This is a genomic window from Halobacillus sp. ABD4_316 (genome assembly GCF_056161385.1).
On the sequence record NZ_JBSWZA010000002.1, the window covers coordinates 510,716 to 523,297 of the forward strand.

At 48.8% G+C, this 12,582-nt stretch carries 14 protein-coding genes; all 14 read left to right on the top strand.

What is annotated here, in order from left to right; translation table 11 throughout:
• The first annotated feature begins 14 nt into the window (after positions 1–14).
• A complete protein-coding gene (locus ACXAJH_RS09575; protein ID WP_474969758.1) occupies positions 15–623 on the top strand; it encodes a low molecular weight protein arginine phosphatase in 609 nt (202 codons plus the stop codon).
• A 118-nt stretch (positions 624–741) separates the two neighbouring features.
• Positions 742–1,182 (top strand): ribose 5-phosphate isomerase B, encoded by a 441-nt coding sequence (gene rpiB, locus ACXAJH_RS09580; protein WP_474969757.1) that lies wholly within the window; start codon positions 742–744, stop codon positions 1,180–1,182.
• A 137-nt stretch (positions 1,183–1,319) separates the two neighbouring features.
• Positions 1,320–1,889, top strand: a complete 570-nt coding sequence (locus ACXAJH_RS09585) for a TIGR01440 family protein (protein WP_474993737.1) — start codon at positions 1,320–1,322, stop codon at positions 1,887–1,889.
• 26 nt (positions 1,890–1,915) lie between these two features.
• Positions 1,916–3,172, top strand: coding sequence for a serine hydroxymethyltransferase (gene glyA, locus ACXAJH_RS09590; protein WP_474969755.1), 1,257 nt, complete (start codon positions 1,916–1,918; stop codon positions 3,170–3,172).
• A gap of 361 nt (positions 3,173–3,533) precedes the next feature.
• A complete protein-coding gene (upp, locus tag ACXAJH_RS09595; protein ID WP_027954725.1) occupies positions 3,534–4,166 on the top strand; it encodes a uracil phosphoribosyltransferase in 633 nt (210 codons plus the stop codon).
• A gap of 39 nt (positions 4,167–4,205) precedes the next feature.
• Complete coding sequence (gene wecB, locus ACXAJH_RS09600; RefSeq protein WP_474970852.1) at positions 4,206–5,357, top strand: non-hydrolyzing UDP-N-acetylglucosamine 2-epimerase; 1,152 nt, start codon at positions 4,206–4,208, stop codon at positions 5,355–5,357.
• Positions 5,358–5,755: 398 nt separating this feature from the next.
• A complete protein-coding gene (locus ACXAJH_RS09605) occupies positions 5,756–7,912 on the top strand; it encodes a S8 family serine peptidase (RefSeq protein ID WP_474993739.1) in 2,157 nt (718 codons plus the stop codon).
• A gap of 247 nt (positions 7,913–8,159) precedes the next feature.
• On the top strand, positions 8,160–8,378 hold the full coding sequence (locus ACXAJH_RS09610) for an AtpZ/AtpI family protein (protein WP_027954728.1): 219 nt from the start codon (positions 8,160–8,162) through the stop codon (positions 8,376–8,378).
• 1 nt (position 8,379) lies between these two features.
• Entirely contained in the window at positions 8,380–8,748 is a 369-nt protein-coding gene (locus ACXAJH_RS09615; RefSeq protein WP_027954729.1) for an ATP synthase subunit I, read from the top strand.
• 24 nt (positions 8,749–8,772) lie between these two features.
• The gene (gene atpB / locus ACXAJH_RS09620) at positions 8,773–9,495 is read left to right on the top strand and encodes a F0F1 ATP synthase subunit A (protein WP_474970443.1); all 723 of its coding nucleotides are present in this window, start codon (positions 8,773–8,775) and stop codon (positions 9,493–9,495) included.
• 51 nt (positions 9,496–9,546) lie between these two features.
• Positions 9,547–9,759, top strand: coding sequence for a F0F1 ATP synthase subunit C (gene atpE / locus ACXAJH_RS09625; RefSeq protein ID WP_014644824.1), 213 nt, complete (start codon positions 9,547–9,549; stop codon positions 9,757–9,759).
• Positions 9,760–9,979: 220 nt separating this feature from the next.
• The gene (atpF, locus tag ACXAJH_RS09630; RefSeq protein ID WP_474969752.1) at positions 9,980–10,504 is read left to right on the top strand and encodes a F0F1 ATP synthase subunit B; all 525 of its coding nucleotides are present in this window, start codon (positions 9,980–9,982) and stop codon (positions 10,502–10,504) included.
• The gene (locus tag ACXAJH_RS09635) at positions 10,501–11,049 is read left to right on the top strand and encodes a F0F1 ATP synthase subunit delta (protein WP_027954732.1); all 549 of its coding nucleotides are present in this window, start codon (positions 10,501–10,503) and stop codon (positions 11,047–11,049) included. The genes atpF and ACXAJH_RS09635 overlap by 4 nt, the downstream gene beginning before the upstream one ends.
• Positions 11,050–11,064: 15 nt before the next feature.
• A complete protein-coding gene (gene atpA, locus ACXAJH_RS09640; RefSeq protein WP_474969751.1) occupies positions 11,065–12,573 on the top strand; it encodes a F0F1 ATP synthase subunit alpha in 1,509 nt (502 codons plus the stop codon).
• The last annotated feature ends 9 nt before the right edge of the window (positions 12,574–12,582 follow it).

Genomic DNA, 12,582 nt, shown 5'->3' on the forward strand with positions numbered 1-12,582 from the left:
AGGAGAAATTGGAAATGAATATCTTATTTGTATGTACAGGTAATACATGCCGAAGTCCGATGGCAGAAGCGCTTCTCAAATCAAAATACGATCAGGACAAGGTGCGTTCTGCCGGTATTTTTGCCGGAAAAGGAGAACCGCTCGCGGAAAACTCCAGCCTCGTTCTACGTGAAATCGACCTGTCACTGAACCACCAGACAAGCCCCGTTTCAGCTGAAACCCTTGAATGGGCAGACCTTGTTCTGACAATGACAGACCGCCATAAGCAGACGCTTGCGATTCAGTATCCTGACCATCAGGAGAAGTTCTTCACCCTGAAGGAGTACGTGCTCATTGATGAAAATCAGTGGGGGGAATTGAAGGAACTGTACAGCCATTTTGAAGAAAAGCGGACAAGCCTGCTCGCCAAATACCATCACCTCAATGATGAAGAACTCGAATCCAGACTCCGTGAAGAGCTGGACGATGAAATCAGCCGGATTGAACGGTTGGAAAAACAGCTCCCGGATGTGAATATTACGGATCCGTTCGGAGGAAGCCTGAATGTCTATCGGAGGACCAGGGATGAACTCAGCCGACACATCGATGTTCTCGTGGACAAGCTGAAGGATGAGCAGTCATAAAAAACGGACCCCTTCGGGGGGCGTGTGTACATAAGGATTTCCCTTCTTTCTATTCATTGACAGTCCTATAGGAAACTGGCACGATATAGTGGAATGTAGAAGAGGGGAGTGTGCGTAAATGAAAGTCATTCTTGCCTCCGATCACGGCGGTGTGAATTTGCGTAGAGAAGTAGCAGAGGTCCTGACAGAACTGGACGTGGCGTTTGAGGATGCCGGATGTGATTGTGAAGGATCGGTGGATTATCCGGATTATGCGATACCGGCAGCGGAGCGCGTAGCAGCCGGTGAATTTGATAAAGCCATTTTAATCTGCGGGACGGGTATCGGGATGTCCATTTCCGCAAACAAAGTGAAAGGTATCCGAGCTGCCCTGGTACATGATTTATTTACGGCAAAGGTCACACGTGAACATAATGACTCTAATGTCCTGTGCATGGGAGAGCGCGTCATCGGACCCGGCCTGGCGAGGGAAATTGCCAGAACGTGGGTATCTACAGATTTCGAGGCTGGTCGTCACGAAAGACGTGTAAGTAAGATTGCCGAATATGAAAATAAGTAATACAATGGGATATAGAAATGCGGAGGTCTTACAGCTTTCGCTGCGATAAAAAGGAGGAGCAGAATCAGCTTCTCCTTTTTTATCATAAAGCCTGTGTTACCGGTGTTCCGGGTACTTAACAAAGGAGGTGCGGGGAAATGGCGCAATGGAATCATGTGGAGAATGATATGAAGCAGCTGATAGATGAACTGCTTGAATCCGATATTCTGCAGAAGGGATTGTTTGTAGTCGGTTGTTCGACCAGTGAAATTGCCGGGGAACGTATCGGCACATCCGGCAGCGAGGCGATCGCTGAATCTGTTTTTCATGCTTTGCTGGACATTCAGTCTGTCGACGGTGTCGACCTGGCTTTTCAATGTTGTGAACATTTGAACAGGGCTCTGGTGGTGGAACGCTCCGTGCTTGAGCGTGAACGGCTGCAGGAAGTAGCGGCTGTTCCTGTTCCGAAGGCGGGAGGATCGATGGCTTCCTATGCCTTTAAGCATTTGAAGGATCCAGTCCTTGTTGAAGCTGTACAGGCAGCGGGAGGTCTCGATATCGGAGACACCCTGATCGGCATGCATTTGAAGCGGGTGGCTGTTCCTGTCCGATTGAAGCAGAAAACAGTGGGGCATGCCCATATGACAGCAGCTAAAACCCGTCCTCCGCTCATCGGGGGAGCACGGGCGGTGTATGAAAGGGATACAGAAGGAGCGTTTTGTGACTAAGAGCCATGAAAGGGGAACGAAATACGATGAATCATGTAAAAACAGCAGATGCAGAAATCTTTGCCGCGATGGAGAATGAAAGACAACGCCAACAGGATAATATTGAGCTGATTGCCTCTGAAAACTTTGTTTCTGAAGCCGTAATGGAAGCCATGGGTTCTGTACTCACCAACAAATATGCAGAAGGGTACCCAGGGCGCCGGTACTACGGCGGCTGTGAGCACGTAGACGTCGTGGAAAATCTTGCGCGCGATCGTGCCAAGGAATTGTTTGGAGCGGAGCACGTAAACGTACAGCCTCACTCCGGAGCCCAGGCAAATATGGCTGTTTACTTTACAGTATTGGACCACGGCGATACTGTACTCGGCATGAACCTCAGCCATGGCGGTCACTTAACACACGGCAGTCCAGTGAACTTCAGTGGGAAACTGTACAACTTTGAGGAGTACGGCGTTGATGAAAACGATCAGAAAATTGATTATGACGCTGTGCTCGCGAAAGCCAAAGAAGTGCAGCCGAAGCTGATTGTTGCGGGTGCCAGTGCCTATCCGAGAGAAATCGATTTTGCAAAATTCCGGGAGATTGCTGATGAAGTGGGTGCCTACCTGATGGTGGATATGGCTCACATTGCAGGACTTGTAGCATCCGGCCTTCATCCAAACCCTGTCCCTCATGCCCAGTTTGTAACAACAACGACCCACAAGACACTCCGTGGTCCTCGTGGTGGAATGATCCTCTGTGAAAAAGAGTTTGCGAAGAAAATTGATAAGAACGTCTTCCCTGGTATGCAGGGCGGCCCGCTTATGCACATCATCGCAGCGAAGGCGGTCTCCTTTAAAGAAGCGCTGCAGCCTGAATTCAAACAGTATTCCCGCCAGGTGATCGCTAATGCGAAGCATCTTGGAGAGGCTCTTGTAAATAAAGGAGTGGATATTGTTTCCGGCGGAACGGACAATCATCTGCTGTTACTGGACTTAAGAAGCAAGGAGTTAACCGGGAAAGTCGTTGAGAAATCCTTGGACGCCATCGGACTGACAACGAACAAAAATGCCATTCCGTTTGACCCCGAGAGTCCTTTCGTTACGAGCGGCATCCGGATTGGGACAGCTGCCGTTACAAGCCGCGGCTTCCAGGAAGCGGAAATGGAAGAAATCGCAGATCTGATTGCCTTCACGCTTGACCACCATGAAGACGAAGAGAAAATGAAAGAAGCAGAGAAGCGCGTTCGTGCTCTTACTTCCCGCTTCCCTCTATACCAGACGTTAAATTATTCATCCATCTGACACAAAAAGCCTTCCAATATAGAGTTGTCCATTAGTCGTGTGAAGGGCCACTTTCCGCATATCGATGGATGAATGCCGCGGGCATCGCCACCGATAAGCTCCTCGTCTGCGGAAAGGGAAGGGGCTTTCGCTCCTGGCGGCAAGAAAGAAAAAAGCTTATAAAGAAAGAGCTGCCTGTAGACAGGGAGCTCTTTCTTTATGGATTCTTTTCCTTTTCCATCCATCTGTGAATGATTCTTTTCTGCTGTTCATGAAGGAAATTAACATTTTGTAAGGAAATCGAAATGAAATCCGGGTTGCAGGAGAGAGGCTTTTTCAGTACAATTTAAAGGATGTAAATTTTGAGAAGGAGTGAATGGCAATGGCAAACGTTTATGTACTGGATCACCCTTTGATTCAACATAAGTTGACCTACATACGTAAAAAAGAGACGGGGACGAAAGACTTTCGTGAGCTCGTGGATGAAGTAGCTGCTCTTATGGCTTTTGAAATCACGCGTGATCTTCCATTGGAAGAAGTGGAAATCGATACGCCTGTCGTGGAACAGGCCAGAGCGAAAGTGCTGACAGGGAAGAAAATCGGCCTTGTTCCTATTTTACGTGCAGGCTTGGGTATGGTGGATGGAATTATACAACTGATTCCAGCTGCGAAAATCGGTCACGTTGGACTTTATCGTGATCCTGAGACGCTGAAGCCGGTGGAGTATTATGTCAAACTTCCAAGTGATATCGAAGAACGTGAACTGATTGTCATCGATCCGATGCTGGCCACAGGCGGATCTGCCAATGAAGCAATCCACTCCTTGAAGAAACGTGGAGCACGCCAAATCCGCCTGATGTGCCTTGTAGCGGCGCCTGAAGGTGTAGAAGCTGTTCAGGCAGAGCACCCGGATGTTGATATCTACCTGGCAGCCCTTGATGAAAAACTGAATGAAAAAGGCTATATTGTCCCTGGTCTCGGAGATGCCGGTGACCGCCTATATGGCACTAAGTAAACGTACGGCTACTATTCCTCAACAGAAGGAGGCAGCACCATGGCAGAGCGAATTAAAGTAATGACCATTTTTGGTACAAGGCCGGAAGCCATCAAAATGGCTCCGCTTGTATTGGAATTGAAAAAACGCAGTGACCAGTTTGAGCCGATTGTAACAGTCACCGCTCAGCACCGTGAAATGCTGGATCAGGTGCTCACGATTTTTGATATCACTCCTGATTTTGATCTGGATATTATGAAAGATCGACAGACACTGGCCCAGGTAACGACGAGGGCGCTGGAAGGTCTGGACAACGTCATGAAGGAGACGAAGCCGGATGTTGTTTTGGTGCACGGAGATACGACCACGACATTCGCTGCTTCCCTTGCGGCCTATTACAACCAGATTCCTGTCGGGCACGTGGAGGCTGGACTCCGCACGTGGAATAAGTACTCTCCGTTCCCGGAAGAAATGAACAGGCAGCTGACAGGGGTCATGGCAGATCTTCATTTTGCTCCGACGAACAAGTCCAGGGATAACCTGATCGCTGAGAATAAATCAGAGGACCATATTTTCGTAACCGGAAATACGGCCATCGATGCCCTGCAGACGACTGTCCGGGGTGATTATCAATCGGCTGTACTGGATGAAGTGGGTTCCAAGCGTCTTGTGTTAATGACGGCGCACCGCAGGGAAAACCTCGGTAACAATATGGAACAGATGTTCAGAGCGATTAAGCGCCTCGTTCAGGAACACGACGATATTGAAGTTGTCTATCCAGTTCACCTGAATCCAGTGGTTAAAGAAACGGCGGACAGCATTCTTGGTAATGATGACCGGATTAAATTGATCGATCCTCTCGACGTCATCGACTTTCATAACTTTGCTTCCCGTGCGCATTTGATTCTGACTGATTCCGGCGGCGTGCAGGAAGAGGCACCGTCTCTCGGTGTACCTGTCCTTGTTCTGCGTGATACGACCGAACGTCCAGAGGGGATTGAAGCAGGTACGTTAAAACTCGCCGGGACAGATGAAGACCACATTTTCCACCTTGCTCATGAGCTTCTATCTGAGGATGAGAAGCATGAACAGATGGCGAAGGCGTCCAACCCTTATGGAGATGGACAAGCATCTGCGCGCATTGCAGAAGCCATCCAATATTATTTCGGCCGCAGGCAGGAAAAGCCGGCAGCTTTTGAAATTGACGAATAAAAAGGAAGCTGAGCTCATTCGAGCTCAGCTTTCAGTCTGTAGAAAAAGTTCATCATAACCAGTTAGAGTTGTCCGTATGTCATGTTGAGAGGGCACGTTCCGCTTATCGGTGGATGCTTGCCGCGGGCACGGCCTCAGCTGACTTGGTCAAGAAAACCATGGGACCAAGTGGATCTTCGGCTCGCGCTGTTCCCGCAGGCGTCACCACCGAACGCTCCTCGTGCCGATGCCTGTGGGGAGACAGGATCCTATCCATAACCAAGTATTGGTGATCGATCCTTTGGAGTCACTAGAAAAAAGGTTTCTCTAAAAGCTGAGCTCATTCGAGCTCAGCTTTTTTTATGGAAGTATAATCGTTCTCTACTGGCAGAAGCTATCCTAAAAAGGAGCGCACCGTTATGAAACTTTTGGTTCCCATAATATCTGTCTTTCTGATGGTTTCAGGCTTTCGTGCTCCCGAGCCGGATGAAGAGGTCACCATCATCATAGAAGTGGAACAGCCTGTGGCAGAGTTTGTTGATGAGCTGGAGCGGAGGTTTCCGAGGCTTGAAGTGGTCGCCCGATATGACACGCTGTTGAATGCCGCAGCCGTGAAGGGCCGGGTGAATGAACTTGAACAAGCAGCGAGGATGGAAACGGTCAGGAATCAGCACGCTGTTACCCAGTATCAGGCCCTCGCCACAGATGAAATCCCCTACTCCACCCACACGCTCCGTAACGAGATGCAGAGTTCCTATACAGGGAAGGGCGTGAAAGTGGGGGTGATTGATACCGGTGTGGACTACACCCACCCTGATTTAACGAAAAATTATCAGGGAGGCTGCGACACCGTGGACTTTGATGATGACCCAATGGAAACAGAAGGAGAGGGTGCGACGATCCACGGCACGCATGTTGCCGGAGTCATTGCTGCGGATGGGGAGATGAAGGGGATGGCCCCTGATGCTGATTTGTATGCGTATCGAGCACTCGGTCCAGGGGGAATGGGGACATCGGTCCAGGTCATCGCCGCACTGGAAGAAGCTGTGGAAGATGGCATGGACGTCATCAACCTTTCACTGGGGAATGATGTGAACGGGCCGGATTGGCCAACGACGCATGCTGTCAACAAAGCCGTGGAAATGGGAGTTGTCGTAGTAGCTGCCGCAGGGAATTCAGGTCCGGATGCGTGGACAGTCGGTTCACCGGCCACTTCCAGCCTTGCCGTAACCGTCGGGGCCTCCTCTATGAAAACGAAAGTCCCAGCCCTGAAGATCCCTGGTGAAAAAGAGCGCATACACATCCAGACACTTTCAGGCTCTGTTCCCTGGTCGTTGGAAAAAAAGTACCCGGTCGTTTTTGCAGGGACAGGGGAGACAGAGGTTTCTGATGCCCGCGGGCATATCGTCTTGTTTGAGCGTGGAGGGCTGCCTTTTTTCGAAAAAGCCTTAAAGGCGTATCAAGCGGGAGCGGAGGCTGTGCTCATCTACAATCATGAAGAGGGTTCATTCAGTGGCGGGCTGAATGGAAGCAGGATTCCGATTCCGGCAGCCTCGCTGACGAAGAAGGAAGGGCTGTGGCTGAAGGAAAAGGCCGTCGAGCAGAATCAATGGGTCGAAACCGTCATGCTTGCGGAGGATGAGCAGGTGGCGCCATTCAGTTCACGGGGACCTGTCACAACAAACTGGGAGGTCAAACCTGATCTCCTGGCACCCGGTGTAGCCGTGTGGAGTACAGTCCCGGGCGGCTACACACCCCTGCAGGGCACGAGTATGGCTGCCCCGCACATTGCCGGTGCGGCGGCCTTGTTGAAAGAAGCACATCCGGACTGGACGCCGAAAGAGATCAAAAGTGCGTTGGTTAGTACAGCGGATGTGATGGAGGGAAAAGGAGAGACATTTCTCCCGACGGAACAGGGAGCCGGGGTATTCAATATGACGGAAGCTCTTCAACCACCCCTTCTTTTTCATCAGGAGGACATGGTTATTGGAAAAGTTGAGGGACGGCTGGAGCGGAAAAACCTTGCATTAACCTTGGAAAACCGAACTGACGAATCCGTAGAGGTCCGGTTTCAACAACCGGAAAGAAAACAGGGGGAGACATGGGAACTGCCACTGCCGTTCCGCCTTGAAGGAAATGAAACAAAGGAAGTAAGCATAGGACTTGGGTTGAATGGATCCTTCCTGGACGAGGGTGTGCAGGAAGGGTACGTGTCCTTTCAAGCAGGCGGTGTGTCTTACAATGTTCCTTATATGTACGTGAATCAGAAATCGACCTATGAATGGGTTTCCGGATTTGAGTTCACCCAAAGGTGGCCGGCTGGGGAAAAGGCCGACTACCGTTTTCACCTTTCTGATCCTGTGGATAGTATTGTTATTGACCTGTATCGTGCGGGGACGATGATGTGGACAGCCACCCTTGTGGAGCTGGAGGAACAGGAAGCCGGCATGGTGGAAGGTGAAGTCTCTGTCCGTAATCAGGAACTGGCAGGGATGTATACAGCAGTGGTGGAAATTGTGCATGGAAGGGAGAAGGCCAGCTATGCCTTTCCTGTATATATAGAAGGGAACCGATAAAAAAGCACCACAGAACGAGGTTCTGTGGTGCTTATCCGTGGCCTTGGAATCATGGTTATTTTTATGCAGGAAGATTGTGTCACAATTGTGACGGAAATGTGATCGAACGGTGTCAATCCTTTGTATTTTTAATCACAAACACATTGACATGAAACCACCCCTATTGTATTCTTACATAGTGTGGAATGATAAGGTTTTCATAGGTGACTTGCAGATGCCATCCTGAAAGTGGAAGGGAAGGAAATGATTGAAAAAATACGACCCTCCTTTTAAAGCGATGGCGCTGACCAGCAGTATCCTTTCCCAGCTTGCAGGCGGTCCGCTCGCAGGTGTTTTTTTAGGGAAATGGGTGGACAGTCACTATTCCACTGAACCCACATTCTTAATCATTGGATTATTCCTTGGGTTAGGTGCAGGTACATATGGAACCATTCATTTAGTACGGACGTATACGGGAGACGATTAACATGCAAGGATATCATCAGATGATTACCCGTCAGCGAAAATGGATGTTCTACCTTCTGGCATTATTTGTACTTGGTTGGGGGATTACCCCTTGGCAGCCAATTTTCCTTGGACTTCTGCTTGGAAGTGCATTGAGCTACTACAACCTCTGGCTCATGCAGAGAAAGATCCGCAAATTAGGAGAAGCTTCCTCAGACAACCGCTCCGTAAGAGGGATTGGCACATTTACGCGACTGGCTTCCGGCGCTTTAGCTGCAGTCATCGCCCTTCAATATGAAGAATATTTCCATTTAATTTCTGTAGTTCTGGGCTTAATGACAGCCTACATTGTCATTTTGATAGATTATCTGTTCAATAAATCAACAGTATAGCATGATGGAAGGCAGGTGAACAGTTTGAATCATGAAGCACCGATTTATGAGGATGCGTTTGGTATTGGTTGGCTGGATTTTAACTTATCAAACGTTCTGATGATGTTTGTCGCATCATTGATTGTTTTTATCCTCGGCGTAGCGGCAACACGTAACATGAAGCGTTATCCTAAAGGTTACCAAAACTTCATGGAATGGCTCATCGATTTCATTAAAGGGATCATAGGGTCCAACATGGACTGGAGGACAGGTAGGTTATTCCTGCCGCTTGGGTTGACATTATTTGCCTACATATTTGTGGCCAACATGCTTGGGGTCGTCACGAATGGTGTAGTAGGACACACTCTCTGGTGGAAATCTCCGACAGCCGATCCGGGTATCACATTAACCCTGGCTACGCTCGTCGTCGTATTGTCCCACTATTATGGCGTGAAATTGAGAGGCGGGAAGGAATATGCCAAAGGCTTTGTCCGTCCGCTGCCATTCTTATTGCCATTTAAGATTATTGAGGAGTTCTCCAACACGCTGACACTTGGTCTGCGTCTTTACGGGAACATCTATGCTGGTGAAATTCTGTTGAGCTTATTGGTTGGATTGGCAACAACAGGCGTCGGCGGTTTCCTTGGTGCCACGGTACCAATGGTTGCGTGGATGGGCTTTAGTACGTTTATTGGTTTCATCCAGGCGTTTATTTTCGTTATGTTAACGATGGTCTACTTGTCTCACAAAGTGAGCGAAGATCATTGATATAAAGCATCATAAACAAATTTTTTTAAAATATTGAGGAGGATTTTCATTATGGGTCTTTTAGCAGCTGCAATTGCAGTAGGTTTAGCAGCACTGGGTGCTGGTATTGGTAACGGTCTAATCGTAAGTCGTACAGTCGAAGGTATCGCGCGTCAGCCGGAACTCCGCAGTGCTCTTCAAACAACGATGTTTATCGGTGTTGCACTAGTCGAGGCGATTCCTATCATCGGCGTAGTTATTGCATTCATCGTAATGGGACAATAATCAGGACGAGTATATACGCTTATGGCGAAGTTCAACTCAATCGATCTTCGCCTTTCCTTTATACTTTATGAAAACTTTATACCCGCAAGTCACAGGAGGAAAACTTCGACGGAAGCTGTACAGCCAGCGGAAGCCGGGTTTTTCGCTTGTCTAGCCTCAGCCGGACTGGATGGGGACAGGCAGCGTTCGTGATGATTTGGTGTGGAGAGGAGTGAAAACTGTGCAAGGATTCGCAGCCAATCTGGTCCTCGGTGCTGAGGGAGGACTGTTAATCGGTGATATGATCGTTCAGCTTGTTTTCTTCCTTGGTCTTCTTGCCCTATTAGGGAAGTTTGCGTGGGGACCATTGATGAAAATGATGAAAGATCGTGAAGATTATGTAGCCAATGAAATAAATACGGCTGAAAAAAGCCGTGAAGAAGCTCACCGTATGCAGCGTGAAGCTTCAGATGAACTGAAGGCCACTCGTCAGGATGCACAGAAGATTATCGAAGATGCCCGCAAAACGGCGGGAGAGCAGGAACGTGATATTCTCGATTCTGCACGTTCGGAAGCTGAGCGCCTGAAAGAATCAGCGCGTCAGGAAATCGAGCAGGAGAAAGAAAAAGCCGTACAGGCTCTTAAAGATCAGGTGGCAGGCATGTCTGTCATGATCGCCTCCAAAGTGATTGAAAAAGAACTTTCTGAAAAAGATCAGGAAGCTTTGATCAACCAGTATATCGATGAGGCAGGCGAGAAGCGATGAGTCAGTCGATCATTGCCCACCGTTATGCCGATGCTCTTTTTCAGCTGGGACAGGAAAGATCCAAGCTGGAGAAGTTTGAAACGGAACTGCAGACGCTGAAAGAAGTATTCCGAAGCAGTGAAGAGATCATCTCTTTTCTTAAGCACCCTCGTTTCTCCATCGATCAAAAGAAAACAATGATTGCCGAGTCTTTTCAGTCCTTCTCTGAAGAGATCGTGAACTTATTGAAACTTTTGGTAGAGAGACACCGTGAGGATATTATTCTGGATATGATCCAGGATTACATTCGGATGATGAATGATGCCAAAGGAATTGCAGATGCGGATGTCTATTCTGTTCGTCAGCTTTCCGAAGCTGAAAAGCAGCGTATATCTGAATCTTTTGCACCGAAAGTCGGGAAGCAATCCTTGAACCTGACAAATATCGTAGACCCTTCCATTATCGGCGGCATACGCCTGCGTGTAGGGAATCGCATTTTTGATGGTTCTGTCAGTGGAAAACTGCGCCGTATAGAACGGAAGCTTCTTTCCACGAACAATAGATGATAGGGGTGAAATCGCATGAGCATCAAAGCTGAAGAAATCAGTGCGCTGATTAAACAGCAGATTGAAAACTATGAATCAGATATAGAAGTCAATGATGTGGGGACTGTTATCGAAGTGGGTGACGGTATTGCCCGTGCACATGGCCTTGATAATGTCATGGCTGGTGAGCTCGTTGAATTCTCAAACGGTGTCATGGGACTGGCACAGAACTTGGAAGAAAGTAACGTTGGTCTTGTCATTCTTGGACCATATACAGATATTAAAGAGGGCGATGAAGTACGCCGTACCGGTCGTATCATGCAGGTTCCAGTAGGTGAGGAACTGCTTGGCCGTGTCGTCAACCCGCTTGGCCAGCCGGTCGATGGTCTGGGTCCGATTGAAACTGGCAAAACCCGTCCAATCGAATCTCCTGCACCAGGAGTTATGGATCGTAAATCCGTAGATGAGCCGCTTCAAACAGGAATCAAGGCGATTGACGCCCTTGTACCTATTGGACGTGGCCAGCGTGAGTTGATCATCGGAGACCGTCAGACAGGTAAAACATCTGTAGCGATCGACGCGATCATTAACCAGCACGACCAGGATATGGTTTGTATTTATGTAGCCATCGGACAAAAAGAATCCACTGTCCGCGGAACAGTAGAAACACTGCGCCGCCATGGTGCTCTTGATTACACGATTGTCGTTACAGCAAGTGCTTCCCAGCCTGCACCACTCTTGTACCTTGCTCCTTATGCTGGTGTATCGATGGGTGAGGACTTCATGTACAACGGCAAGCACGTTCTTGTTGTTTATGATGACCTGTCCAAGCAGGCAGCCGCTTATCGTGAACTTTCCCTGCTTCTTCGCCGCCCGCCGGGTCGTGAAGCATTCCCGGGAGACGTTTTCTATCTGCACTCCCGTCTGCTTGAGCGTGCAGCTAAGCTTAGTGATGCCAAAGGCGGCGGCTCTTTGACAGCCCTTCCTTTCGTTGAAACTCAAGCCGGTGATATTTCGGCGTATATCCCGACGAACGTTATCTCCATCACGGATGGCCAGATTTTCCTTCAGTCGGACTTGTTCTTCTCAGGTGTACGTCCAGCCATCAACGCTGGTTTGTCCGTATCCCGTGTAGGTGGTTCAGCACAGATCAAAGCGATGAAGAAAGTAGCCGGTACCTTAAGGCTTGACCTTGCTTCCTTCCGTGAACTTGAGGCCTTCGCCCAGTTCGGATCTGATCTGGATAAATCCACACAGGCGAAGCTGAACCGCGGTGCCCGTACGGTAGAAGTTCTCAAACAGGGTCTTCACCAGCCACTGGCAGTTGAAAAGCAGGTTATGATCATTTATGCCCTGACAAAAGGTTTCTTGGATGAAATTCCAACCGAAGACATCACACGTTTTGAAGCGGAATTCCACAACTGGCTGGATAACAACCGCAAAGAACTGCTGAATCAGATCCGTGAAACAGGTAAGCTTGCGGAAGACGATGATATGAGCGGTGCTGTGAATGAATTCAAGAAAACATTCGTCGTTTCTGAATAAATGAATCAT

Excerpts from the sequence above, each read along its gene's own strand:
- ACXAJH_RS09635 (WP_027954732.1), top strand. The coding sequence starts at position 10,501 with ATGAGTCAGTCGATCATTGCCCACCGTTATGCCGATGCTCTTTTTCAG.
- atpA (WP_474969751.1), top strand. The coding sequence starts at position 11,065 with ATGAGCATCAAAGCTGAAGAAATCAGTGCGCTGATTAAACAGCAGATT.
- upp (WP_027954725.1), top strand. The coding sequence starts at position 3,534 with ATGGCAAACGTTTATGTACTGGATCACCCTTTGATTCAACATAAGTTG.
- ACXAJH_RS09585 (WP_474993737.1), top strand. The coding sequence starts at position 1,320 with ATGGCGCAATGGAATCATGTGGAGAATGATATGAAGCAGCTGATAGAT.
- wecB (WP_474970852.1), top strand. The coding sequence starts at position 4,206 with ATGGCAGAGCGAATTAAAGTAATGACCATTTTTGGTACAAGGCCGGAA.
- glyA (WP_474969755.1), top strand. The coding sequence starts at position 1,916 with ATGAATCATGTAAAAACAGCAGATGCAGAAATCTTTGCCGCGATGGAG.
- ACXAJH_RS09575 (WP_474969758.1), top strand. The coding sequence starts at position 15 with ATGAATATCTTATTTGTATGTACAGGTAATACATGCCGAAGTCCGATG.
- rpiB (WP_474969757.1), top strand. The coding sequence starts at position 742 with ATGAAAGTCATTCTTGCCTCCGATCACGGCGGTGTGAATTTGCGTAGA.
- ACXAJH_RS09615 (WP_027954729.1), top strand. The coding sequence starts at position 8,380 with ATGCAAGGATATCATCAGATGATTACCCGTCAGCGAAAATGGATGTTC.
- atpE (WP_014644824.1), top strand. The coding sequence starts at position 9,547 with ATGGGTCTTTTAGCAGCTGCAATTGCAGTAGGTTTAGCAGCACTGGGT.
- ACXAJH_RS09605 (WP_474993739.1), top strand. The coding sequence starts at position 5,756 with ATGAAACTTTTGGTTCCCATAATATCTGTCTTTCTGATGGTTTCAGGC.